Annotated in this window: 21 protein-coding genes and 2 pseudogenes; 18 read left to right on the plus strand and 5 right to left on the minus strand. The window is 73.0% G+C overall.

Annotation, left to right across the window (positions count from 1 at the left end; translation table 11 throughout):
• Positions 1 to 163: 163 nt before the first annotated feature.
• From IE217_RS34645 to IE217_RS10940, 5 genes are all read left to right on the plus strand, one after another.
• Entirely contained in the window at positions 164 to 547 is a 384-nt protein-coding gene (locus tag IE217_RS34645; protein ID WP_229865210.1) for an Hsp20/alpha crystallin family protein, read from the plus strand.
• A 22-nt stretch (positions 548 to 569) separates the two neighbouring features.
• Positions 570 to 962, plus strand: a complete 393-nt coding sequence (locus tag IE217_RS10925; protein WP_190177582.1) for a DUF2267 domain-containing protein — start codon at positions 570 to 572, stop codon at positions 960 to 962.
• 349 nt (positions 963 to 1,311) lie between these two features.
• Positions 1,312 to 1,734 carry an aspartate 1-decarboxylase gene (gene panD / locus IE217_RS10930; RefSeq protein ID WP_190177583.1) on the plus strand — a complete coding sequence of 141 codons (423 nt, stop codon included), beginning with the start codon at positions 1,312 to 1,314 and terminating at the stop codon, positions 1,732 to 1,734.
• A 44-nt stretch (positions 1,735 to 1,778) separates the two neighbouring features.
• On the plus strand, positions 1,779 to 2,126 hold the full coding sequence (locus tag IE217_RS10935) for a GNAT family N-acetyltransferase (protein ID WP_190177584.1): 348 nt from the start codon (positions 1,779 to 1,781) through the stop codon (positions 2,124 to 2,126).
• Positions 2,127 to 2,134: 8 nt separating this feature from the next.
• Positions 2,135 to 2,854 (plus strand): aspartate/glutamate racemase family protein, encoded by a 720-nt coding sequence (locus IE217_RS10940; protein ID WP_190177585.1) that lies wholly within the window; start codon positions 2,135 to 2,137, stop codon positions 2,852 to 2,854.
• Positions 2,855 to 3,398: 544 nt separating this feature from the next.
• Here IE217_RS10940 and gnd read toward each other — a convergent pair.
• Positions 3,399 to 4,838, minus strand: a complete 1,440-nt coding sequence (gene gnd / locus IE217_RS10945) for an NADP-dependent phosphogluconate dehydrogenase (RefSeq protein ID WP_190177586.1) — start codon at positions 4,836 to 4,838, stop codon at positions 3,399 to 3,401.
• 396 nt (positions 4,839 to 5,234) lie between these two features.
• Between gnd and IE217_RS35360 the strand changes: the two are divergent.
• A pseudogene (locus tag IE217_RS35360) lies at positions 5,235 to 5,930 on the plus strand (transglycosylase family protein); the annotation flags it as partial.
• A gap of 264 nt (positions 5,931 to 6,194) precedes the next feature.
• Positions 6,195 to 6,464: pseudogene (locus tag IE217_RS35365) on the plus strand (M23 family metallopeptidase); the annotation flags it as partial.
• A gap of 33 nt (positions 6,465 to 6,497) precedes the next feature.
• Here the strand turns inward: IE217_RS35365 and IE217_RS10955 are convergent.
• Positions 6,498 to 7,577, minus strand: coding sequence for a DMT family transporter (locus tag IE217_RS10955; RefSeq protein WP_190177588.1), 1,080 nt, complete (start codon positions 7,575 to 7,577; stop codon positions 6,498 to 6,500).
• 211 nt (positions 7,578 to 7,788) lie between these two features.
• On the opposite strand from IE217_RS10955, the gene IE217_RS10960 reads away from it, so the two are divergent.
• Genes IE217_RS10960 through glgC form a run of 3 tightly spaced genes read left to right on the plus strand, consistent with a single transcriptional unit; the run spans position 7,789 to position 11,019 of the window.
• Positions 7,789 to 8,556: a (2Fe-2S)-binding protein gene (locus tag IE217_RS10960; RefSeq protein WP_190177589.1), complete on the plus strand. Its 768-nt coding sequence runs from the start codon at positions 7,789 to 7,791 to the stop codon at positions 8,554 to 8,556.
• 39 nt (positions 8,557 to 8,595) lie between these two features.
• Positions 8,596 to 9,747 carry a glycogen synthase gene (gene glgA / locus IE217_RS10965; protein WP_190177590.1) on the plus strand — a complete coding sequence of 384 codons (1,152 nt, stop codon included), beginning with the start codon at positions 8,596 to 8,598 and terminating at the stop codon, positions 9,745 to 9,747.
• A gap of 51 nt (positions 9,748 to 9,798) precedes the next feature.
• Positions 9,799 to 11,019: a glucose-1-phosphate adenylyltransferase gene (gene glgC / locus IE217_RS10970; protein ID WP_190177591.1), complete on the plus strand. Its 1,221-nt coding sequence runs from the start codon at positions 9,799 to 9,801 to the stop codon at positions 11,017 to 11,019.
• A gap of 72 nt (positions 11,020 to 11,091) precedes the next feature.
• Here glgC and IE217_RS10975 read toward each other — a convergent pair whose 3' ends face one another.
• A complete protein-coding gene (locus IE217_RS10975) occupies positions 11,092 to 11,469 on the minus strand; it encodes a cupin domain-containing protein (RefSeq protein WP_190177853.1) in 378 nt (125 codons plus the stop codon).
• A 240-nt stretch (positions 11,470 to 11,709) separates the two neighbouring features.
• Between IE217_RS10975 and IE217_RS10980 the strand changes: the two genes are divergently transcribed.
• The 6 genes from IE217_RS10980 to IE217_RS11005 all read left to right on the plus strand — a co-directional run bounded on the left by IE217_RS10980 (position 11,710) and on the right by IE217_RS11005 (position 18,604).
• Positions 11,710 to 14,031, plus strand: a complete 2,322-nt coding sequence (locus IE217_RS10980; protein ID WP_190177592.1) for a GH92 family glycosyl hydrolase — start codon at positions 11,710 to 11,712, stop codon at positions 14,029 to 14,031.
• A gap of 168 nt (positions 14,032 to 14,199) precedes the next feature.
• A complete protein-coding gene (locus tag IE217_RS10985; protein ID WP_190177593.1) occupies positions 14,200 to 15,561 on the plus strand; it encodes a wax ester/triacylglycerol synthase family O-acyltransferase in 1,362 nt (453 codons plus the stop codon).
• A gap of 149 nt (positions 15,562 to 15,710) precedes the next feature.
• Positions 15,711 to 17,210, plus strand: coding sequence for an SDR family NAD(P)-dependent oxidoreductase (locus IE217_RS10990; RefSeq protein WP_190177594.1), 1,500 nt, complete (start codon positions 15,711 to 15,713; stop codon positions 17,208 to 17,210).
• Positions 17,211 to 17,300: 90 nt separating this feature from the next.
• Positions 17,301 to 17,537 carry a hypothetical protein gene (locus tag IE217_RS10995; RefSeq protein WP_190177595.1) on the plus strand — a complete coding sequence of 79 codons (237 nt, stop codon included), beginning with the start codon at positions 17,301 to 17,303 and terminating at the stop codon, positions 17,535 to 17,537.
• Between the two features lie 358 nt (positions 17,538 to 17,895).
• Positions 17,896 to 18,069: a hypothetical protein gene (locus IE217_RS11000; protein ID WP_189704433.1), complete on the plus strand. Its 174-nt coding sequence runs from the start codon at positions 17,896 to 17,898 to the stop codon at positions 18,067 to 18,069.
• Between the two features lie 52 nt (positions 18,070 to 18,121).
• A complete protein-coding gene (locus IE217_RS11005; RefSeq protein WP_190177596.1) occupies positions 18,122 to 18,604 on the plus strand; it encodes a GNAT family N-acetyltransferase in 483 nt (160 codons plus the stop codon).
• Between the two features lie 53 nt (positions 18,605 to 18,657).
• On the opposite strand, the gene IE217_RS11010 is transcribed toward IE217_RS11005, so the two are convergent.
• Positions 18,658 to 20,043, minus strand: coding sequence for an amidase (locus tag IE217_RS11010; protein WP_190177597.1), 1,386 nt, complete (start codon positions 20,041 to 20,043; stop codon positions 18,658 to 18,660).
• Between the two features lie 204 nt (positions 20,044 to 20,247).
• Between IE217_RS11010 and IE217_RS11015 the strand changes: the two genes are divergently transcribed.
• Positions 20,248 to 20,499: an NfeD C-terminal domain-containing protein gene (locus tag IE217_RS11015; protein ID WP_190177598.1), complete on the plus strand. Its 252-nt coding sequence runs from the start codon at positions 20,248 to 20,250 to the stop codon at positions 20,497 to 20,499.
• A gap of 14 nt (positions 20,500 to 20,513) precedes the next feature.
• Positions 20,514 to 21,713 (plus strand): flotillin family protein, encoded by a 1,200-nt coding sequence (locus IE217_RS11020; RefSeq protein WP_190177599.1) that lies wholly within the window; start codon positions 20,514 to 20,516, stop codon positions 21,711 to 21,713.
• A 93-nt stretch (positions 21,714 to 21,806) separates the two neighbouring features.
• Here IE217_RS11020 and IE217_RS11025 read toward each other — a convergent pair whose 3' ends face one another.
• Entirely contained in the window at positions 21,807 to 22,853 is a 1,047-nt protein-coding gene (locus IE217_RS11025; RefSeq protein WP_190177600.1) for a LacI family DNA-binding transcriptional regulator, read from the minus strand.
• Between the last annotated feature and the right edge of the window lie 178 nt (positions 22,854 to 23,031).

A 23,031-nucleotide genomic window follows, 5' to 3' on the forward strand; every position in this document is an offset into this window, starting at 1 on the left:
CAGGAAAGGCCCGTCTGGGCACCCACCCCCGTCAATCCCCTGGTCGAGTTCGACGAACTGCTCAACCAGATGAGCGGCCTGCGTGGAGTCGACTGTGGGCGCGGCAGCCGCGGTCGCGTGGACGCCCCTCGCGGACGTGTCCGAGTCCGAGGACGCGTTCCACATGGAGATCGAACTCCCCGGTGTGAAGAGCAAGGACATTGACGTAGAAGCCAACGGTCCCGAACTCGTGGTCACCGGAGAGATCAAGGAGCGTGAACGCAAGCCCCTGCGCCGCAGCACCCGCCGCGTCGGTGGAAATCGCCGTGCGCGGGCAGCACCCTGTACGCGCCGAGGCTGGCAGGCACCGCGGGCACGGCAGGTCGTACGTCCGCCACGGCCGGACAAGCCTCGACGACGAGATCGAACAGACAACCCACGCGCTCCAAGAAGCCGGCCCGACGAGCGGCGACCGACTGGACCACGGCCTTGCGAACGGCAGCTACGCGCCGGCGGACGGGCGCGGCCGCCCGACGGCGCACCGGGCGCCCCCCATGACCAGCGGTGACCAAGGCAGAAGGAGGTCAGCGATGAAATACGACGGATTCCTCGCCCGTGTGCGCGAGCGAGGCGAATACAACGACCAGGACGAAGCCGCGGACGTCACCAACGCCGTGCTGGAAGTACTGGCCCAACGGATCAGCCCGGGAGAGGTCAAGGACCTCGCATCACAACTGCCCGGCCCACTGGGACAAGTTCTGGATCATGCCACGCCGCAGCAAGCGCAGAGCTTCGGGATCGAGGAGTTCTACCGCCGGGTCGCCGAGCGCACCCATGCCCGGCCGCGTACGGCGCAGTGGGACGCCAGCGCGGTCCTGACCACCGTTGCCGACGCTGTCACCGGCGGAGAGCTGAATCAGATCATCAGCCAGCTTCCCTCCAGTTACGCGGTCCTGTTCGGCAAGGCCGACCTCGCGGACTGAGTTCTGCTCGGCATCCATCGATGCCACGAATCACGGGGCCGCCACTCGAGCATCAAGATCATGGCGTCGTCGCTGACCTTGTTCACGCGCGTCCGACTTCTCATAACTGACGTGTCGTCAAGTAAGTCGCCGCCTGATCAACGTCAGTCCCCAGAGGGCCCTCCTGGCAGACGTCTGATCGGCGGCGTTCACAACAGCCTGGCCCGGACGGAAGCACAGGCAGGCCGCTTTCTTCTCATAGTGGACCGATGTTGTTCCCAATCTTCGAGTCCGACGTGTGCCAGTGTAGAGTGAAGACTGCCCTTGACCTGCGAAAAGCCGGCAGGGAGCCGTCTTCTAGGAGTCCAACATGCTGCGCACCATGTTCAAGTCCAAGATCCACCGCGCCACCGTCACCCAGGCCGACCTGCACTACGTGGGATCGGTGACCATCGACGCCGACCTCCTCGACGCCGCCGATCTGCTGCCCGGTGAGCTCGTGCACATCGTCGACATCACCAATGGGGCGCGGCTGGAGACGTACGTCATCGAGGGCGAGCGGGGCTCCGGTGTCGTCGGGATCAACGGCGCCGCGGCCCACCTCGTCCACCCGGGCGACCTGGTGATCATCATCAGCTACGCTCAGGTCGCCGACGCCGAGGCGCGGGAGCTGCGGCCGAGGGTCGTGCACGTGGACGCGGACAACCGGATCGTCGAGTTGGGCGCCGACCCCTCCGCGCCGGTGCCGGGCTCGGACCAGCGGCGCAGCCCGCAGGCGGTCGTCCCGGCCTGACGGGACAATGTAGAGACGCCGGACACCGACCAGGGAGCGTGCCGATGAGTGACATCGAGATCCGCGACGACCGTGCGGCCGGACGCCTCGAGGCGGTCGGTGACGGCGGCGAAGTGGTGGGCCGCATCGAGTACTTCGTGCTCGACGCGCCCCGGCCAGCCCTGGTCCCCGTCCACACGGTGGTGGAACCCGCCCACGAGGGCAAGGGCATCGCGGGCTCGCTGGCCCGTGAGCTGTACGCCGCCGCTGGGCGGGAGGGCGTCTCGGTGGCCCCGCTGTGCCCGTACGTCGTGAAGTGGGCCGAGCGCCACCGCGACGAGGCCCCGGCGGCCGACGCCGAGCAGTTGCGGGCGGCGCGGGACTGGCTCGCGGCGCACCCCGAGCGGTTCTGAGCCCGCCGGTGCCGAAGGACACGCTCGCCCTGCTGCACACCTCGCCGCTGCACGTCCCGGTCTTCGACGCCCTGCGCGACGAGGACCACCCCGGCCTGTGGCTGCGCCACTTCGTCGACGAGGACCTGCTGAGCCGGGCGCGCGAGGAAGGCCCCGAGGCGGTACGGGACGAGGTGCGCGCGGCGCTGGACCGGGCCGTGGCCGAGGGCGCCCGCGCGGTGCTGTGCACGTGTTCGACCCTCGGCGCGGTCGCCGAGTCGGAGGGGGCCGGGGCCGGGCCGGCGGTGCCCGTGCTGCGGCTGGACCGGCCGATGGCGGCCGAGGCTGTGGCGGTGGGCCCGCGTGTCGTGGTCGTCGCCGCGCTGGAGAGCACGCTCGGCCCGACCGTCGCGCTCGTCGAGGAGGAGGCCCGCCGCGCCGGGCGTCCCGTGACCGTGCGCACCCTTCTGGCCGACGGGGCCTGGGCCCGCTTCGAGTCCGGCGACACGGCCGGTTACGTCGGGGAAGTGGCCGCCGCCGTGGACACGGCCGGCCACGCCGACGTGATCGTCCTCGCCCAGGCATCCATGGCCCCGGCCGCCCGGCTGACGACCACACCCGTGCCCGTCCTCTCCAGCCCCCGCCTTGGCCTCGCGGCGGCGGCACGGGCAGCACTGGGCACGGACAGAACGGACGACGTGGACGGAACGGACAGCGCGGGCGGCATGCCCAGCACGGCCCGCGCCTGACCTCCCCGGCCTCACCCCGCGCCGGACGCGCCCCGTGCGCCCACCCGGGTCCTCGGCGTGGCGCCCACGGGTGACTGGCCGGGCGGCGCTCGGGTAGGCGGGGGAATAGTCCAGAGCCGATGTCGACCGACTGGCCGGAGGACGCCATGACCAACCCGTACCCCGACCCCGTACCGCCCGGACCCACCCCTGGCCCCGGGCCGGGACCCGCGCCGGGCCCGGATCCCCAGCCGCCGCCGCAGCCGGACCCGGTCCCCGTACCGCCCACGCCCGGTCCGCCCCCGGGCCCGGTGCCCACACCCCCCGAGCCGCCGCCCGGCCCCTCGCCCGCCCCCACGCCCGGACCACCGCCGCCGGGGCCCGTGCCGTCACCGCCCCCCGAACCGGGCCCGCCCGGGCCCTCGCCCTCTCCCGTACCCCCGGGTCCGGAGCCGGTGCCCAACCCCGAACCGGGCCCTCCGCTCACGTAGAAGCGGGCATCAGGCGGGTGGGCGGCCCGAGAGCCGCCCACCCGCCTTCCCGTACCCCCGGACGGCGCCGCGTCCTACGCGGTCACCTCCGACCGGTCCCCGCCCCACAGCGTGTGGAAGGCGCCGTCACGGTCCACCCGCCGGTAGGTGTGCGCGCCGAAGAAGTCGCGCTGGCCCTGGGTGAGGGCGGCCGGCAGGCGCTCGGCGCGCAGCGCGTCGTAGTAGGCGAGGGCCGCCGAGAAGCCCGGCGCGGGCACGCCCTGACGGGTCGCGGCCACCAGGACCTCGCGCCAGTCGTCCTGGGCCGCAGCGATCTCCTGTGCGAAGGTCTCGTCCGACAGCAGGCTCGGCAGGTCAGGCCGGGCGTCGTAGGCGGCGCGGATGCGGTCCAGGAACGCGGCCCGGATGATGCAGCCGCCGCGCCAGATGGAGGAGACCGCGCCGAGGTCGATGTCCCAGCCGTACTCCTCGCTGCCCGCGGCGATCTCGTGGAAGCCCTGCGTGTACGACACGATCTTCGAGGCGTACAGCGCCTGTTCCACCCGGTCGGCGAAGGCGCCCGCCTCCGACTCCGGCAGCGGGGACGCCTTGGGGCCCGCCAGGCCGCGCGAGGCCTCGCGCAGCGAGGCGTGGCCGGACAGGGACCGCGCGAAGACCGCCTCCGCGATACCCGAGACCGGCACGCCCAGGTCGAGCGCGATCTGCACGGTCCAGCGTCCCGTGCCCTTCTGCTCGGCCTGGTCCACCACCACGTCCACGAACGGCTTGCCGGTGGCCGAGTCCACGTGGGACAGGACCTCCGCGGTGATCTCGATCAGGTAGGAGTCGAGGCGGCCGGTGTTCCAGGTGCGGAAGATGTCGGCGATCTGCGCGGGGGAGTAGCCCGCCACGTCGCGCAGCAGCTGGTACGCCTCACCGATCAGCTGCATGTCGGCGTACTCGATGCCGTTGTGCACCATCTTCACGAAGTGGCCGGCGCCGTCCGGGCCGATGTGCGTGACGCACGGCGCCCCGTCCTTGGCCTTCGCGGAGATCTTCTCCAGCATCGGGCCCAGCGACTCGTACGACTCCTTCGAGCCGCCCGGCATGATGCTCGGCCCGTGCAGCGCGCCCTCCTCGCCGCCGGAGATGCCGGTGCCCACGAAGTGGATGCCCTGCTCGCGCAGCTCCCGCTCACGGCGCCGGGTGTCCGCGAAGTGCGCGTTGCCGCCGTCGATGATCATGTCGCCGGGCTCCAGGAGAGGGGCGAACTCCTGGATCACCGCGTCGGTGGGCTCGCCCGCCTTCACCATGATGACCAGGCGGCGCGGGCGCTCCAGCGCGGCCACGAACTCCTTGGCGGTCTCCGCCGCGACGAAGTCGCCCTCGTGCCCGAACTCCTCCACCAGCGCGTGCGTACGGGACGCCGTCCGGTTGTGCAACGCCACCGTGTAGCCGTTGCGGGCGAAATTGCGGGCGAGGTTGCGGCCCATGACCGCGAGTCCCGTGACGCCGATCTGGGCTGTGTTGGTCATACCGCCTGCTCCTTATACATCCGGTGGTGCGTCGCATCGGGTGGAACGGTGGTGCTCGGGGTGGGTGGAACGTGCCGCCAGTATCGCCGCTCACGGCCCCTCGGCCATCCTGACGTGCCGGTACGGCCACCGCACCCGCGCACCGGCATACCGCGTCACGCTCCGTCCCGCACGCCGCACGCCGTACCGCGCATGACACGTGACGCACTTCGCGTCACGCATGCTTCTTTACGCACGGCGGGCGCCCGGTGCCTCATCGCGGAAGCCGCCGATCCGGCCAATGACCGTCCCTTACCGGCCACTTGGGGCGCCAAAGCGGCCGACATCCGCCTTGTCACGGCCTGTTGGCCGCATTTACTTTTGCCCCTCCTGACGCATGGCGAGGGGGCTTCAGACATGGCCGTACGCGGCCGGCACCGCCGGTACCAGCCGAATAGGATCAACCGCGCGTCGCTGACCGTCACCGCGGGCGGCGCGGGAATGGCGCTCCCCCTCATCGGCGCGGGCGCCGGCGCCGCGCACGCGGCCGACGTGTCCACCTGGAACAAGGTCGCCGCCTGCGAGTCCAGCGGCGACTGGAACATCAACACGGGCAACGGCTTCTACGGCGGGCTTCAGTTCACCCGCTCCACCTGGGAGGCGTACGGCGGCACGCGGTACGCCCCGCGCGCCGACCTCGCCACCCGCGAGCAGCAGATCGCCGTCGCCGAGAAGGTGCTCGACGGCCAGGGTCCCGGCGCCTGGCCGGTGTGCTCGGTGCATGCGGGGCTGACCCGTGACAGCGGCACCCCGCACATCCACCCGGACGCCGCCAGGACCCGCGCGGCAACGGGGAGCAGCGCCGCGTCCCACGGTTCGGCCGGCGACCGCGAGGCGCGGGACGCACGCCGGGCCGGTGACGTACGGCCGCAGACCCCGCCCCAGTCACGGGCCGGCACCGCCGAGATGTACACCGTGGTCCGCGGCGACACCCTCTCCGGCATCGCCGAGGAGCACCGGGTCCAGGGCGGCTGGCACGAGCTGTACGCCGTCAACCGCGCGACCATAGGCGCCGATCCGGACCTCATCCTGCCCGGTCAGCGGCTCACCCTGCGCCCGACCTCGCACACGACGACCGCGCCCCGCGAGAAGACCTCGACGGCGACGCGTCCCGCCCGCGAGGCCAGGAAGCCCGCCACCAGGACCGGGACGCACCACACCGGCGGACAGCACTCCGCCTCGCACACCGTCGTCGCCCCCGTGAGCGGGCCGGTCGGCACCGGGTACCGCGTGGCCGGCTCCCACTGGTCCAAGGGCTACCACACCGGCGTCGACTTCGAGGTGCCCACCGGCACCTCCGTGCGGGCGGTCGAGGCCGGGCGCGTGGTCGAGGCCGGCTGGGGAGGCTCGTACGGCTACCAGGTGGTGATCCGGCACGCCGACGGCCGCTACACCCAGTACGGCCACCTGTCGGCGATCTCCGTGCGCGCCGGGCAGGGCGTCACCGCCGGCCTGCGCATCGGCCGCTCCGGGGCCACCGGCAACGTCACGGGGCCCCACCTGCACTTCGAGGTGCGCACGGGCCCCGGCTTCGGAACCGACGTCGACCCCGTCGCCTACCTGCGGGCGCACGGGGTCAGGGTCTGATCAGGCCTGTGGGCCCGCGGGGTCAGGGTCTGATCAGGATCTGACGCGGGCGCGGTGCCGGTCCCGGGCCGGCGCGGGGAAGTTCGGGATGTAGGGGTCGGTGCAGCAGGCCGCGCCGCAGTACTGGGCCAGGAGGAGAGGCGTGCCCGACTCCGGCATGCCGGCCGTGTCCGCACCCCTCTCCTCGGGGGCCCCGGAAGTCTCGAAAGCCCCGGGAGCGGGCGCGGGCGGAACCGCCGGCACCGGGGGCTGAGCCGGCGTCGGGGGAGCCGGGACCGGAGCGGTGTGCTCGATGCGCTCGGTGGTCAGCAGGATCAGCCCGCCCGCGGCCACCACCCCGCAGCCGAGGGCGAGGACGGTTCCCGTGGGGCCGTAGCGGAAGGTCTCGCCGAACATCGTGATGCCGACCGCGGCCGCCACCACCGGGTTCACCACCGTCAGCGTGGCCAGCGGCGCGGCGAGGCCGCCGCCGCGGTAGGACGCCTGCGACAGCAGGACGCCCGCGACGGCGAGCACGGCGATCACCGTGAGCGAGGGCACGTCCGCCGCCGAGACGCCCTCGCTCCAGTCGATCGCCACGGTCTTGGTGAACACCGAGGACATGCCGAAGGCGATGCCGGAGGCGGTGGCGAGCAGCACGCTGCGCACCGCCGGGTGCCGGTGCGCGGCCCGTCCGGCCACCATCAGCGCCGCCACCGCGCCGGCGGTGACCACGGCCAGGCCGTAGCGCTGGGCGCCGGCGAGCGTGTGGCCGCCCGAGGCGCCGACCAGCGAGAGCAGCCCGGCGAGCCCGACCGTGGCCATGATCGCGCCGCGCCAGGCGGTCGCGCCCGCGCGGCGGCCGACGAAGAGCGCGGCCATGGGCAGGGCGAAGACTATGGTGAGGGCGCCGAGCGGCTGGACCAGGCTGAGCGGACCGTAGGCCAGCGCGACCACGTGCAGCAGTCCGCCGAGGCCGTTCAGCGCGAGAGCCGCCCACCAGGCGGGCCGGCGCAGCGGCGCGTACTGCTCGCCGGGGGAGGACACCGCGACCCGCTCCTGCACGATCGCGCCACCGGCGTAGGCGACGGCGGACACGAACGACAGCAGCACGGACAACGCGAGGGCGCTCATGAGCCGCTCCTCTGCGTGGGGCGGGGGCGGTGACCCCGGATCGGCGAACGGTCTGCTTCCATGGTTCAACACCCTGCCGCGCCGAGCTCTTCCCGTCGTCGTCCCTGAGCACTCAATGGGTCCTACTGCCGATGGAGTACGGCCGGTCCGCCGTCCTCCCACGGGTGGGCGACACAGGGCGGACACCCCCTGGTGGCATCCCCTAAGGGCCTTGGTACTACTGCTTCTCGTGGACCTGGACCCCCAACTCGCCGCCCTGGGCCGCCTCGGCGGCTTCTTCGTCCTGCGCACCGGCGCCCCGCCCGCCGCACCGCCGCCCACCCTCGCCGAGGCGTACGCCGATCCGCCCGCCGCCGCGCGCCCCGGCTCCGACGGCCATCCGCTGGCCACGCGCGTACGGAGGGTGGCCGCCGGGATCCGCGCCCCCGAACCGCGCATCGCCGCCTCGGTGGCGCACCAGGCGCTCGCCGCCCGGCTCTGGTCCGTCGCGCTCGCCTGCGCGGCCCTCACCGGCGAGGTGCCCGACCTCGATCCGCGCCTCCTGCGCTGGGACCCGGCGGGAAGCGCCCCCGACGACCTGTGGCTCGCCGAGGTCCGCCCGCTGCCCGGGGACGCGGACACCCTCGTCCGCCTCGTCCTGGACCGCCACCTCGAGCCCCTGGCGGCGGCCCTGCGCGGCCGGTACCGGCTCGCCCCCGGCCTGCTGCGGGGCAACGCGGCCTCCGCGCTGGCGGGCGCGGCACGGCAGTTGGACCGCTGGGCGGGGGAGAACGGCCACCCGGAGGCCGGTGAGCGGGCCCGGCGGCTGACGGCGCGGCTCCTGGTCCACCCGGGCCTCGCCGGGACCGGCACGCTCACCGGCACGGCTTTCCGGCGGCGCAGTTGCTGCCTCTACTACCGTGTCCCCGGCGGCGGGGTCTGCGGCGACTGTTGCTTCACACGAGCGCCGCGCTCTTCCCCACGCGCCACATCTGGGTGACCATGAAGGCGACCGGCCGTGGAGAGCAGGGGGTTGCGGGTGCGAGTGGGACTGCTGACCCGGGAGTACCCCCCGGACGTGTACGGCGGCGCGGGCGTCCACGTCGAGTTCCTGGCGCGGGAACTGCGGCCGCTGGTCGACCTGGAGGTGCACTGCTGGGGCGAGGGCCGCGCCGACGGCGTCGTGCGCCACCGCCCCTGGTCCGCGCTGGACGGCGCCAACGACGCGCTGCGCACCTTCTCCGTGGACCTCGCCATGACCGCGGGCCTTCAGGGCTGCGAGCTGGTCCACTCCCACACCTGGTACGCCAACCTCGCCGGCCACCTCGGCAAGCTGCTGTACGGGGTGCCGCACGTGATGACCGCGCACTCCCTGGAGCCGCTGCGCCCCTGGAAGGCCGAGCAGCTCGGCGGCGGCTACGCGCTGTCCGGCTGGGCCGAGCGGACCGCCGTCGAGGCCGCCGACGCGGTCGTCGCCGTCTCCGCTGCCATGCGCGAGGACATCCTCGGCTGCTACCCGGCCCTCGACCCCTCCCGCGTGCACGTCATCCACAACGGCATCGACACCGGCCTGTACCGGCCCGACCACGGCACCGAGGTCCTGGACCGCATCGGTCTGGACCGCGACCGGCCCTACGTGCTGTTCGTCGGCCGCATCACCCGCCAGAAGGGCGTGCCGCACCTGCTGCGGGCGGTGCGGGACATCGACCCGGCCGCGCAGGTCGTGCTGTGCGCGGGCGCGCCCGACACGCCGGAGATCGACTGGGAGTTCCGCGATCTGTACGAGGAGCTGAGCCGGGTCCGCGAGGGCGTGCACTGGATCCCGCAGATGCTGCCGCGCCCGGACGTGGTGCAGCTGCTCACCCACGCCGCCGCCTTCGTCTGCCCCTCGGTCTACGAGCCGCTCGGCATCGTCAACCTGGAGGCGATGGCCTGCGGCACGCCCGTCGTGGCCTCCCGCGTCGGCGGCATCCCCGAGGTGGTCGAGGACGGCCGTACCGGGGTACTCGTCGACGTCGACGACGACTTCGAGCCGTCACTCGCCCGCGCCCTGGACCGGGTGCTGGGCGATCCGGAGGCGGCCCGCCGCATGGGCGAGGCCGGACGGCGGCGCGCGGTCGAGGAGTTCGGCTGGGACGCGGTGGCCCGGCGGACGGTGCGGCTGTACGCGGAGATCCTCAAACAGGCTTAGTCCCCGCTGCTCAGGGGCAGTAGTGGTGTCAACCGGGTGAGGGGAGCGGCCATGCGTCGTGGTGGACCTTCGGTCCTCGGAATCGTCCTCGCGGGCGGAGAGGGCAAACGTCTGATGCCCCTGACCGCGGACCGCGCCAAACCGGCGGTGACCTTCGGCGGAACGTATCGCCTGGTCGACTTCGTGCTGTCCAACCTCGTCAACGGCGACATCCTGCGCATCTGCGTGCTCACGCAGTACAAGTCGCACTCGCTCGACCGGCACATCACCACCACCTGGCGGATGTCCAGCCTGCTCGGCAACTACGTCACCCCGGTCCCCGCGCAGCAGCGGCTCGGGCCGCGCTGGTACCTGGGCAGCGCCGACGCGATCCTCCAGTCGCTGAACCTCATCTACGACGAACAGCCCGACTACGTGGCGGTCTTCGGCGCCGACCACGTGTACCGCATGGATCCGCGGCAGATGCTCCAGCAGCACATCGAGGGCGGTGCGGGGGTCACGGTGGCCGGCATCCGGGTGCCGCGCGCGGAGTCCTCGTCGTTCGGCGTGATCACCCCGGGCTCGGACGGGCAGACCGTGGAGAGATTCCTGGAGAAGCCCGCAGACCCGCCGGGGCTGGCCGACGACCCGGAGTGCGTGTTCGCCTCCATGGGCAACTACATCTTCACCACCAAGGCGCTGATCGAGGCGCTCCAGCGGGATGCCGAGGACGAGCGGTCGGTGCACGACATGGGCGGCTCGATCCTGCCCCAGCTCACCGACCGGGGCGAGGCCCAGCTGTACGACTTCAGCGCCAACCACGTGCCCGGCGAGACCAGCCGCGACCAGGGCTACTGGCGGGACGTGGGCACGCTCGACGCGTACTACGACGCGCACATGGACCTCATCGCCGAACGTCCCGCGTTCAACCTCTACAACCGCGACTGGCCCGTCTACACCCACTCCACCCAGTTGTCGCCGGCCCGGTTCAACGCGGGTGGCATCGCCAGCGAGTCGATCATCAGCGCGGGCTGCCTGATCCGCGGGCAGGTGACCCGCTCGGTGCTGTCCCCGGGCGTCCGGGTCGACCCGGGGGCGGTGGTGCAGGGCTCGGTGCTGCACGACAACGTGCGCATCGGCCGGGGCGCGATCGTGCGGGGCGCGGTGCTGGACAAGAACGTCGAGGTGCCGCCGGGCGCGACGATCGGCGTCAACCCGGAGCGGGACGCGGAGCTCTACACCGTCTCCAAGGGCGGCGTGATCGCGCTGGGCAAGGGCCAGCGCGTGCCGTAGAGCGGGCGGGAGGCGGGGCACCCACCCGCGGAAGGGCACCTCCCGCGCAGGGCACTCACCCGACAGGGGCACTCACCCGCACAGGGGCGGGAACTTGTTCAGCACCACCGCGCTGGTCCTGCGCATGTCGTCGGCGGGGCTGAACTGGAGGTACTCGCTGCCCGGCTCGGTGTGCACGGGGACGTGCCCGGGCGGGGCGTAGAAGGCCTCGCCGGCGTGGTAGGCCTCGTCGTGGTCGTCGTAGCGGAAGACGATCTCGCCCTTGAAGACGTATCCCCAGTGCGGGCACTGGCACCGGCCGTCCGGCAGTTCCTTGAGCAGGGGGGTGTGGTCGACGTCCTCGCGGAACATCAGGAAGTCCACCGTGTAGGGCTCCAGATCCTCGGAGTGGTCGACCACCGGTCCGTAGTCGCCGCCCTGCGTCGCCGTGTCGCGGGACACCTTCGGCATCGTGCTCACTTCCCTTCCCGGGCGAGGGAACCGCCGCCGGGGCAGTACGCCACCATGGTGCGCGCCCTGAGCCCCACCGGTCCACCGGAGCCGGGGCGGGGGCGCGTGGCGGGGCGCGCGGAGGGTCGGGGACGGCGCAAATCGCGACGCGTCGAACGCGACACCCGTGGGATGCCCGGCTGACGGGCGATCAGCCGTGATCATGCAGGCAACGATGTCTCCACCCGGAGGTCTTCCTGCATGAGATGGACCCGGCGCCTGCGCCTGTGCCTGGCGGGGGCGGTCGCAGCGTCCGCGCTGTCCGCCGCCCCCGGAGCCGCACGGGCCGCCGCACCGCCCGACGCCCGGCTCACCGACCTGGTCAACCCGTTCATCGGCACCGCGAACGAGGGCAACACCTTTCCCGGCGCCGCCGTGCCCTTCGGGATGGTGCAGTTCTCGCCCGACACCGGCCACAACACCGGCTACGACTACGCCCAGAACAAGATCCGCGGCTTCTCCCTGATCCATCTCTCCGGCGTGGGCTGCCGCATCGGCGGCGACCTGCCGGTGCTGCCGACCACGGGCGAGGTGACGCGGACCGACTACGCGAAGTACGCGGCCGGCTTCCGCCACGACACCGAGGAGGCGAGCCCGGGCTACTACCGGGTGGCCCTGGACTCAGGCATCGAGGCCGAGCTCACGGCGAGCGCCCGCACCGGTGTGCAGCGCTACACCTTCCCCGCCACCGACAAGGCCAACGTGCTGCTCAACGCGGGCCAGGCGCTGCACCGGACGGTCTCCAGCAAGGTGGAGATCCTCGACGACCACACCGTGCGCACCGCGATCACCGGCCGCGGCTTCTGCAAGGACACCGTGCCGTACACGGTCTACACGGTCACCCGCTTCGACCGCCCCTTCACCGCCCACGGCACCTGGGACGGCGCCACCGTCACCCCGGGCGCGCGGACCGGCCGCGGCGGCGCCTACCTGCGCTTCGACACCCGCCGAAACCGCACGGTCGAGGCGACCACCGCGCTCTCCTACGTCGACGCCGCCGGCGCGCGGGGCAATCTGCGCGCCGAGGGCGGCCGTTCCTTCGCCGCCGTGCGCGAGGCGGCCCGCCGCGCCTGGGAAGAGCGGTTGTCCGGCATCCGTGTGCGGGGCGGCGACGCGGTCCGGCGCCGCACCTTCTACTCGGCGCTGTACCGCTCCTTCCTCGCGCCCAACGTCGGCGACGACGCCGACGGCCGTTACACCGGCTGGGACCAGCGGATCCACCGCGCCGAGGGCTTCACGTACTACCAGAACTGGTCCCTGTGGGACACCTACCGCACCCAGGCCCAGTTCCTCGCCCTGCTCGCGCCCCGCGAGTCCCGGGACATGGCGATCTCCGTGATCCACGTCGCCGAGGAGAGCGGCTGGCTGCCCAAGTGGGGCTACGGCACCGTCGAGACGAACGTGATGACCGGCGACCCCGTCACCCCGTTCCTCACCAACGCCTTCCAGCAGGGCCTGCTCGGCGGCTACGAGGAGCGGGCCTACCGCGCGCTCAGGCGCAACGCCGACGGCGTGCCGCCCGCCGCCTCGCCCGCCGTCGGCCGCGACGCCAACCCGGACTACCTCGCCCGCGGCTACGCCCCCTACATCGCGGGCCACGAGCCCCCCAAGTCCGGCCACTCCGACTACGCCTACGGGGCCTCCGCGACGCTGGAGTACGCCCTGTCGGACGCCATGCTCGCCCAGATGGCCCGGGCCCTCGGGCACCGCGAGGACGCCGCCCGCTACGCGGCCCGCTCGCGCAACTACCGCAACCTGTTCGACCCCACGACCGGCTTCTTCCGCGCCCGCGACACCTCCGGCGCCTTCGCCGGTCCGTGGAGCCCCGCGCAGAGCGTCGGCTTCCACGAGGGCACCGCCTGGCAGTACCAGTGGCTCGTGCCGCAGGACCTGCCCGGCATGGTGCGTCTGACCGGCGGCAGGCGCCTGACCAACGAGCGCCTCGACGAGTTCTTCGCCTATTCGGAACTCCTGAAGGACCCCGAGCGCACCGCCCGCGAGGTGTGGGTCAACGGGCCGTACGCCTACTACGACACCGACAAGTACAACCCGCAGAACGAGCCCGACCTCGTCGCCCCGTACACGTACCTGTCCACCGGGCAGCCGTGGAAGACCACCGACGTGGTGCACGCGGCGCTGACCCTGTTCACCGACGAGCCCACCGGGCTCACCGGCAACGACGACCTGGGCACCATGTCCGCCTGGGACGTGCTGTCCTCGATCGGCCTGTTCCCGGTGCAGCCCGGCTACCGCACCTGGGGGCTGTCCACGCCGGTCTTCGACCGCGTCGACCTGCGGCTGGACCGCCGCTACTACCCGAGCGGCGGCCTGACCGTCACCGCGCCGGGCACCTCGCGCGAGGACCGCTACGTCCAGACGGTGCGGGCCGACGGCGTCCGCCACGAGCGGACGTACCTGAGCACCGGGGCGCTGCGCACCCTGCGGAACCTGAGCTTCACCGTGGGCCCGCGGCCGTCGGCGTGGGGCACCGCGGCCGACGCGGCGCCGCCCGTACTGAGGTGACCGCCTCCGCGCAGCCGCTTTGAGCACAACAGCCCCTTGTGTCCCGCCTCTTTCACGGGAGGCGGGACGTAATCTGCTATTAACTGTGTGTAGCTTGATCGTACTTGACCGTAATCGGCCGAGGGCGGTTGACTGCAGACTCACCCACCGTCGACGCGAGGCAAGCCATTGACTCCCGACCCGCTCGCTCCCCTCGACCTGGCGTTCTGGAACATCGAGTCCGCCGACCACCCCATGCACCTCGGTGCGCTCGGGGTCTTCTCGGCCCACTCGCCCACCGCCGGCGCCCACGCCGCCGACCTGCTCGCCGCCCGTGCCGCCGCCGTGCCCGGACTGCGCATGCGCATCCGCGACGTGTGGCGGCCGCTCGACCTGCGCCGGCCCCTCGCCCACGCGCTGCGGCACCCGCTCGGCTTCGGCGGCGCCACCAGGGAGCCCGACCCCTGCTTCGACCCGCTCAACCACGTACGGCTGCACGCCCCGGCCGCCGACTTCCACGCGGCCGCCGGGCGCCTCATGCAGCGCCCGCTGGAGCGCAACCGCCCGCCGTGGGAGGCCCATGTGCTGCCCGGCGAGGACGGCGTCTCCTTCGCCGTGCTGTTCAAGTTCCACCACGCCCTCGCCGACGGACTGCGCGCCCTGACCCTCGCCGCCGCCGTCCTCGACCCGATGGACCTGCCCGAGCCCCGCCCCCGGCCCGCCGAGCCCGACCGTGGGCTGCTGCCCGACGTGCGCAGGCTGCCCGGGCTGCTGCGCGGCGCGCTGTCCGACGTGGGCCGCGCCCTGGACATCGGCGCCTCCGTGGCCCGCTCCACCCTGGTCACCCGCCCCACCCCGGCGCTCACCGCCGAGCCCACCGGCACCCGGCGCACCGCCGGCGTGGTCGTCGACATCGACGACGTGCACCTGGTGCGCAAGGCCGTGGGCGGCACCGTCAACGACGTGCTGATCGCGGTCGTCGCCGGCGCCCTGCGCCGCTGGCTCGACGAGCGCGGCGACGGCAGCGCGGGCGTCGCACCCCGCGCGCTGATCCCGGTCTCCCGGCGCCGTCCGCGCACCGCCCACCCCCAGGGCAACCGCCTCTCCGGCTACCTGATGGAGCTGCCCGTCGGCGTCCCCGACCCGCTGCGCCGCCTCGACGCCGTACGCACCGCCATGGACCGCAACAAGGACGCCGGACCCAACCGGGGCGCGGGCGCCGTCGCCCTGCTCGCCGACCACGTGCCCCCCCTCGGGCACCGGCTCGGCGGACCGCTGGTCGGCCAGGCCGCCCGGCTGTGGTTCGACATCCTGGTCACCAGCGTGCCCCTGCCCGGCATCGGCCTGAAGCTCGGCGGCCACCCGCTCACGGCCGTCTACCCGTTCGCGCCCCTGGCCCGCGGCCAGTCCCTCGCTGTCGCCGTCTCCACCTACCGCGGCCAGGTCCACTACGGGCTCGTCGCCGACGCCAAGGCCGTCCCCGACCTCGGCCGGCTCGCCCGTGCCGTCACCGAGGAGGTGGAGACCCTGATCACGGTCTGCGGACCCTGACCGCCGCCACGTCTCGCGCGGCCGCGGGTGCGCCGAGCGTCCTTGATCATCGCGGTTTGGCGGCGCGCCCGCGCGCTGACGTAAAATTCCGCGTTCGAAAGCGGCGCCACTGGGCGCGCCGCGCGGGTGACCAGGGAAACGGCAGCGCGATGACGGTGACAGACGGCGGCTCCACGGCGATGGACGCGGTGGTGCCCGGGCCGGGCGGTGAGATGGTGTACGGGCCGGGCATCGACCCCGAGCGCCTCGCCGTGTGCCTCAGCGTGCTGGAGGAGCTCGACGGCATCGAGGTCGACCACCCCGACGCCGTCGCGGTGCGCCGGGCCACCTCGCACATCTACCGCATGGTCAAGCAGCGCCGCCGCCAGGAGCGCCGGGCCGCCAAGACCGCCCACGACCGCGCGGTCACCGAGGCCACCGCGACCGGCTCCGCGAGCCGCATCGACGACGAGACCGAGGGCGTCCTGCCCTCCTCCACGACCACCGAGGGCCAGATCGCGGGCATACTCCAGCGACCGCGCTCCTGCTACACCTGCAAGCAGCGCTACGTCGAGGTCGACTACTTCTACCACCAGCTCTGCCCGGGCTGCGCCGCCGAGAACCGCGCCCGCCGCGACGCCCGCGCCGACCTCACCGGCAAGCGCGCCCTGCTCACCGGCGGCCGCGCCAAGATCGGCATGTACATCGCGCTCCGGCTGCTGCGCGACGGCGCCCACACCACCGTCACCACGCGGTTCCCGGGCGACGCGATCCGGCGCTTCAAGGCCCAGCCCGACAGCGACCAGTGGATCCACCGACTGAAGATCGTCGGCATCGACCTGCGCGACCCCGCCCAGGTCGTCGCCCTCGCCGACTCGGTGGCCGCCGAGGGCCCGCTGGACATCCTGATCAACAACGCGGCCCAGACCGTACGGCGTTCCCCGCAGGCCTACAGCGAGCTGGTCGCCGCCGAGTCGGCCCCGCTGCCCGCCGGTGAGCTGCCCGCCGCCGAGATCATCGGCACCTTCGGCTCCGGCGCGGTCGCCGAGCTGCCGGTCGCGGGCGGCGGCGCGCTCACCGCCCAGGACGTCACCGACCTCGCCCTCGTCTCCGGCTCCGCCTCCCTGGAGCGCATCGCGGCCGGCACGGCCATCGACGCGGGCGGCCTCGTGCCCGACCTGCACCACACCAACAGCTGGATCCAGACCGTGGAGGAGGTCACGCCCGTGGAGCTGCTCGAAGTGCAGCTGTGCAACTCCACGGCCCCCTTCATCCTGATCAGCCGGCTGCGCCCGGCGATGGCGGCGTCCTCGGCCCGCCGGACGTACATCGTGAACGTCTCCGCCATGGAGGGCGTCTTCGACCGCGGCTACAAGGGCGCCGGCCACCCGCACACCAACATGGCCAAGGCCGCCCTCAACATGCTGACCCGCACCAGCGCCCAGGAGATGTTCGACAAGGACCGCATCCTGATGACGGCCGTCGACACCGGCTGGATCACCGACGAGCGCCCGCACCCCGACAAGGTCCGCCTCGCCGAGGCCGGCTTCCACGCCCCGCTCGACCTGGTCGACGGCGCGGCCCGGGTATACGATCCGATTGTGCGCGGTGAGCAGGGCGAAGACCTCTACGGCGTCTTCCTCAAGGACTACGCGCCCGGGAAGTGGTGAGGGCCGGATCCCCCACTCGCGGCTGAGGCCGTGCGGCCGAGGCCGCCGCCGGCCGGCGCCCCGCGGAGAAAGCGCGCACCGGGAGCCGTCATGCCACGATCAGACTTCATCGATCCACGCAGCTCCGACGATCCGCGCAACGTCTACCGCACCGACGAGGAGTTCTACGCCGGCGACCGCCCCGAGCAGACGGACCTGCCCGAGGACCGGCCGCGCGGCAGCGAGCCCGGCACCTTCTCGCTGCGGCACAGCGGTACGTGGGGCACGGTGGCCTTCGTCGCCTGCATCGTCCTGCTGATCATCGTGGGGATCGCGCTGTTCCCCTGAGCCGTCGAGCCGCCACGGTTTCCCTGCGCTGTCCGAGTGGTGAACGAGTGTTGAATCGGGTCATATGCGACCGATTCAACACGCCTGACTCCAGATAGTTACCAGCTCTTTGCAGCCCCATCGAGCGGGGGGCCGCTCATTTGGTTAACCTGGGAGTCGACGGACAGCACCAAGGGGTTCCATCCACACCCATGGTCCGTCCCGGGGCGAGCGGGTGCACCACGACCCGCCCGTACCTCAGTTGCCGGCGCCACCGCGTCCGACCCTGCGATGACAAAGACCCCGACGAGGCGTCAGGTGCCGGAACGCAGACCGGCCGAGGGCGCCCCGAGGGTGACCGACACATAAGGAGTGCGCGGTGACACCGGAGAAGACGAATCGCGATCAGCGCCCCAAGGAACGCTCGGAGCGCGCGGGCCGGCGGCCCGGAGACCTCGGAAGCCTCGACGTGTGGGCCCGTTCGGCCCCGATCCGCCTCGCGGGCTACGAGGAGGACCTCGCCGAGCCGCACATCCTGCCCAGCGTGGACTGACCGGCAGGAAACCTCGCGATCGCCGACGCATGGGCGTGCGAGAATCACGCCCATGCCGATCAGAGAAGCCGCGGCCGGGGACTGGCCGCGGATCTGGCCCTTCTGGCACCGCATCGTCGCCGCCGCCGACACCTACACCTGGGACCCGGACACCTCCGAGGAGGACGCCCGCTCCCTGTGGATGGGCCCCGCCAAACGCGTGTACGTGGCCGAGGACGACACCGGCCGCGTCATCGGCTCCGCCTACGTCACCCCCAACTACGGCGGCCCCGCGGCGAGGATCGCCAACGCGGGCTTCATGGTCGACCCCGACCACGGCGGCCGCGGCACGGGGCGCGCCCTGGCCGAGCACGTCCTCGCCGCCGCGGCCGCGCAGGGCTACCGCGGCATGGTCTTCAACGCCGTCGTCGAGACCAACCCGGCCGTCCGGCTGTGGACCTCCCTCGGCTTCCGCGTCCTCGGCACCGTGCCGGAGGCCTTCGAACACCCCCGGCACGGACTCGTGGGACTGCACATCATGTACAAGGCGCTGTAGCCGGCCGTCAGTTCTCTCCGACGCCGGCCCTCAGCCCGCCGCGGTGCCGGCTTTCAGCTCGCCGCTGCGCCGGCCGTCCGCCGCCACGGGCTCAGCCGCTCGATCTGCTCGGCCAGGTCCAGCAGCGCCGCCTCCGACCCCGGACGGCCCACCAACTGCACCGCGCACGGCGCTCCGGAGGGCAGCGTGCCGAACGGGACCGACATCGCGGGCCAGCCGGTCAGGTTCCACGGCGGCGTCATCGGCGAGTAGGTGGTGTTGGCCAGCACGTTGCGCAGCCAGCCGCGCTCGTGCCAGGGCCCGGCCTTGGGGGAGCGTCGGGCCAGCGCCGGGGTGAGCAGCACGTCGTACTCGGCGAAGAACGGCTCCATCCGGCGGCGCAGCCGCTCCCGCTCGGAACCCGTGCGCACCCCGTTCACGAACCGCCGCCCGACCGCCGCGTGCACACGGGTCCGCCGGGCCAGCCGCCGCGGGTCCAGCGAGGCCGCGTCCACCGCCGTGCCGGCCGTCCAGTGCCGCAGCGCCGTGACGCCCAGCGACACCGGGTACGGCGGGTCGGCGCGCCGCACCTGGTGACCGGCCCCGGCCAGCAGCCGCGCCGCCTCCCGTACGGCGGTGACGTACGGCTTGCTCACGGCGGTCCCGGCGAGCGGGCTGCGCGCGGAGACGGCGATGGTGCGGGTGACGTCCCGCGCGCCGCCGGTGCCTGCGTCATCGGAGCCGCCGTCGGTGACGGTGCCGTTGCCGTTGTCCGCCAGGACCGCGAGCATGAGGCGGGCGTCCGCCACGGTCGTGGCCAGGGGTCCGTTCTCCGACATGCCGAACCAGTCCCCGTCGCCGATCCCGGCGGGCACCACCCCGTGGCCGGGCTTGATGGTGACCAGTCCGCAGTTGGCGGCGGGGATGCGCAGCGAGCCCATGCCGTCGTTGCCCAGCGCGATCGGCACCATCCCGGCGGCGACCGCCGCCGCGCTGCCGCCCGAGGAGCCGCCCGCCGTGCGGCTCGTGTCCCACGGATTGCGGGCGGTGCCGTGCACACCCTCGGTGGTGCCGAAGACGCACAGCTCGGGCACGTTCGTCAGCCCGACCACGACCGCGCCCGCCGCGCGCAGCCGGGCCACGGTGACGTGGTCCTCGGCGGCCGGCGTGTCCGGGGTCGCGGCCGAGCCGACCCGGCTGGACTCCCCGCGCACCGCCAGGTTGTCCTTCACGGCCACCGGCACGCCCGCGAGCGGCAGCTCGGCGAGATCGGCCCGGGCCGCCACCTCGTCGGCCTCGGCCAGGGCCGCCTCGGCGCGGACGGTGCGGAAGGCGCCGATACGGCCGTCGAGCCGCTCGATGAGGGCGAGGTGCTCGGCCACCACCTCGCGGGGCGTGGCCCGCTTCTCACGGACGGCGGCGGCGATGTCGGCGGCGCTGAGGCCGGCCCAGCTGGTCACGGGCGCTCCTCGGAAGGGGACGGACGGGTTCGTACTGGGGAGTACGTCGGGTAGGGAGAACTGTGCCCGCACTCGGCCGCCGCGTCGAGGGGTTGCCGGTCCGGGGTACCCGGAACGTACCCGCGCCCCCCGGTGGATGGGCGCTTTTCACGGACGGGTCTAATGTCGGAACGACAGGACGAGAACGAGGGGAGGCAGTCGGCGATGGCGCAGGACGAGGCCGTGATCGGCTGCACGGGGGAGCTTCTCATCGGCACGCGAGGATCGGCCGGACCCGGCGAGATCCTGGTGCGGGTCAGGGGCGGTTCCGAGACCTTCCTCGCCTGGTCTCAAGAACCGCTGCCGATCGGTGCGACGGTGCTCGTGGTCGAATCGCGCGGATGCCGAGAGGTCGACGTCATCGCGTGGGGCGACCCCCTGGACGTGTTGCGCGGCGATGCGGCAGACGCCGGCTAAGGAGAAGAAGAAGCATGTTCGGTTACCGCGTTCCCGCTCCCGACGAGGCGATGCTGATCTCGGGTGGCAGGCGGGGACTGGGGGGCGCACCGTTCCGGGTCGTGACGGGGCACGGCAAGTTCGTGCTCCCCGTCTTCCGCAAGGTCCGCTTCCTCACGCTGTCGATGTGCGAGTCCGAGGTGGTCGAGACCTGCGTCACCAAGCAGGGCATCGCGCTGCACGTCCGCGCCGTCATCGCGTTCAAGGTCGGCAACGACACCGAGAGCATCATCAACGCCGGTCAGCGGTTCCTCTCCGACCAGGACCAGATGTCGGTGCTGACCGGCCGGATCTTCGCCGGCCACCTGCGCGCGATCATCGGCTCCATGACGGTCGAGGAGATCGTCACCGAGCGGCAGAAGCTCGCCGCCGAGGTGCTGGACACCTCCAAGACGGAGATGGCCAAGATCGGCCTGATCGTGGACTCGCTCCAGATCCAGTCGATCGACGACGGCGACACCGGCTACATCGACGCGATGTCCGCGCCGCACAAGGCGGCCATCCAGCGGCAGGCGCAGATCGCCCAGGCGCAGGCCAACCAGGCCGCCGCCGAGGCGCAGCAGGAGGCGGCGCGCAAGCAGGCCGAGTACGCGCGGCAGACCGCCGTGGTGAAGGCGGAGTACTCCGCCGAGGTGGACCGCGCCCAGGCGCACTCGGCGCAGGCCGGTCCGCTGGCGCAGGCGCACGCGCAGCAGGAGGTGCTCGCCGCGCAGACCGAACTGGCCCAGCGGCAGGCGGAGTTGCGCCAGCAGCAGCTGGTGGCCGAGGTGGTCAAGCCGGCCGAGGCCGAGGCGGAGCGGGTGCGGATCATGGCCGCCGCTGAGGCGCAGCGCATGAAGATCCAGGCGGAGGCGGCCGCCTCGTACGACCGGGTCGCGCTCGACCGCATGCTGATCGAGCAGCTCCCGCAGATCGTGAAGGAGGCCTCGGGCGGCCTCTCCGGCGCCAACGTCAACGTCCTCAACGGAGCGGACGGGCTCGGCGAGATCGCGGCCGGCCTGGTCGCCCAGGGCCTGACCATCCTGGACTCGGTGCGCCAGAACCTGAACGGCCAGAACGGGCAGGGCAACCAGAGCGGTGGTCAGGGCAAGGGCCTGCTGGAGCGGCTCGAGCTCCATGGCCCGAAGCCGGCCGGCGACAACGACGACGACCGGGGCGCCGGCGCCAACGGCTGACCCGGTACCGGGAGTTCACAGGCAGGGGCCGCGTCCGAGGGCGCGGCCCTTCGCCGTGCGCGCGTACGTGCGGCAGGGCGGGGCAGGGCGCCGTCACCGCTCCCGTGCCACCCCCGTGCTCCCGCGTTCCACCAGGCGGGGGACCGGCACCCGTACCGTGCGGGCGGGGCCGCCGTCCAGGAGCGCGAGGAGTTCCCGGGCCGCGGTGCGGCCGAACTCCGCGCTGTCACGGGACAGCGCGGACAGGCCCGGCGTGACGATACGGCACAGCGCCGAGTCCTCCCAGGCCACCACCGACACGTCCGCCGGTACGCAGAAGCCGAGTTCGGCGGCGGCGGCGACTCCCGCCACCGCCATCACGTCGTTGTCGTAGATCAGCGCGGTCGGCGGGGCCGCCGAGCCCAGCACCCGGCGGGTCACGGCGGCGCCCTCGGTGTCGGAGTAGTCGGTGGTCACCGACTCCACCCCGCTCAGCCCGCGCCGCTCCGCCTCGGCGCGCAGCGTGCGGATCCGGCGCTCGGTGTGGGCGAGGCCGGGCAGGCCCGCGATGTGCACGATCCTGCGGTGCCCCAGCGCGTAGAGCCCGTCCACCACCGACGCCATCGCGCCCGCGTCGTCCGCCCACACCGTCGACAGCCCGGGGTGCCGTTCGTCCGGCGCGCCGCCGATCACCACGGCGGGCAGGCCGAGTTCGTCGAGCAGGCCGGGCCGGGGGTCGGCGGTGCGCGGGTCGGCCACGAGCAGGCCGTCCACCCGGTGCTCGGCCCACCACCCGCGGTACACCGCGCACTCGTCCGCCACGTCCTCCACCATCTGGAAGAGCAGCCCCAGGTGACGCTCCGCCAGCACCTCCTGGACGCCGGAGACGAGCTGGAGGAAGAACGAGTCCACGCCGAGCGTGTCCGCCGGCCGGGCCAGGACGAAACCGACGGTGGCCGCGCCCTCCCCGGACAGCGCGCGGGCCGCCGTGCTCGGCCGCCAGCCCAGCTGCTCGGCGACCCGGCGCACCCGGTCGCGGGTGACCTCGGAGACGCCGGGGCGGTCGTTGAGCGCGAAGGAGACCGCGCTCTCGGAGACCCCGGCGCGACGTGCGATGTCCTTCATTGTCGGCCGGCGCGCCGGTGACCGCTTGGCCGCCATGGTGGCCCCCTCTATTCCTCGCATGCTTCCGGTCGCTCAAACTAAAGCGCTTGAGCGATCACAGCCTAAAGCGCATTAGTAATGACTTACAAGTGCCCTCCCGCACTCTGTCTGACCTGCACTAATGAATACCGGATTTCTTTAGCTCACCGAATCCATTGACTTCCCTCCCACCCGG

Origin of the sequence: Streptomyces naganishii JCM 4654 (genome assembly GCF_014650575.1) — a bacterium.
GTDB classification, from domain to species: Bacteria; Actinomycetota; Actinomycetes; order Streptomycetales; family Streptomycetaceae; genus Streptomyces; species Streptomyces naganishii.

Excerpts from the sequence above, each read along its gene's own strand:
- IE217_RS34645 (WP_229865210.1), top strand. The coding sequence starts at position 164 with ATGGAGATCGAACTCCCCGGTGTGAAGAGCAAGGACATTGACGTAGAA.
- IE217_RS10925 (WP_190177582.1), top strand. The coding sequence starts at position 570 with ATGAAATACGACGGATTCCTCGCCCGTGTGCGCGAGCGAGGCGAATAC.
- panD (WP_190177583.1), top strand. The coding sequence starts at position 1,312 with ATGCTGCGCACCATGTTCAAGTCCAAGATCCACCGCGCCACCGTCACC.
- IE217_RS10935 (WP_190177584.1), top strand. The coding sequence starts at position 1,779 with ATGAGTGACATCGAGATCCGCGACGACCGTGCGGCCGGACGCCTCGAG.
- gnd (WP_190177586.1), bottom strand. The coding sequence starts at position 4,838 with ATGACCAACACAGCCCAGATCGGCGTCACGGGACTCGCGGTCATGGGC.
- IE217_RS10955 (WP_190177588.1), bottom strand. The coding sequence starts at position 7,577 with ATGAGCGCCCTCGCGTTGTCCGTGCTGCTGTCGTTCGTGTCCGCCGTC.
- glgC (WP_190177591.1), top strand. The coding sequence starts at position 9,799 with ATGCGTCGTGGTGGACCTTCGGTCCTCGGAATCGTCCTCGCGGGCGGA.
- IE217_RS10975 (WP_190177853.1), bottom strand. The coding sequence starts at position 11,469 with ATGCCGAAGGTGTCCCGCGACACGGCGACGCAGGGCGGCGACTACGGA.
- IE217_RS10980 (WP_190177592.1), top strand. The coding sequence starts at position 11,710 with ATGAGATGGACCCGGCGCCTGCGCCTGTGCCTGGCGGGGGCGGTCGCA.
- IE217_RS10990 (WP_190177594.1), top strand. The coding sequence starts at position 15,711 with ATGACGGTGACAGACGGCGGCTCCACGGCGATGGACGCGGTGGTGCCC.
- IE217_RS10995 (WP_190177595.1), top strand. The coding sequence starts at position 17,301 with ATGCCACGATCAGACTTCATCGATCCACGCAGCTCCGACGATCCGCGC.
- IE217_RS11005 (WP_190177596.1), top strand. The coding sequence starts at position 18,122 with ATGCCGATCAGAGAAGCCGCGGCCGGGGACTGGCCGCGGATCTGGCCC.
- IE217_RS11015 (WP_190177598.1), top strand. The coding sequence starts at position 20,248 with ATGGCGCAGGACGAGGCCGTGATCGGCTGCACGGGGGAGCTTCTCATC.
- IE217_RS11020 (WP_190177599.1), top strand. The coding sequence starts at position 20,514 with ATGTTCGGTTACCGCGTTCCCGCTCCCGACGAGGCGATGCTGATCTCG.
- IE217_RS11025 (WP_190177600.1), bottom strand. The coding sequence starts at position 22,853 with ATGGCGGCCAAGCGGTCACCGGCGCGCCGGCCGACAATGAAGGACATC.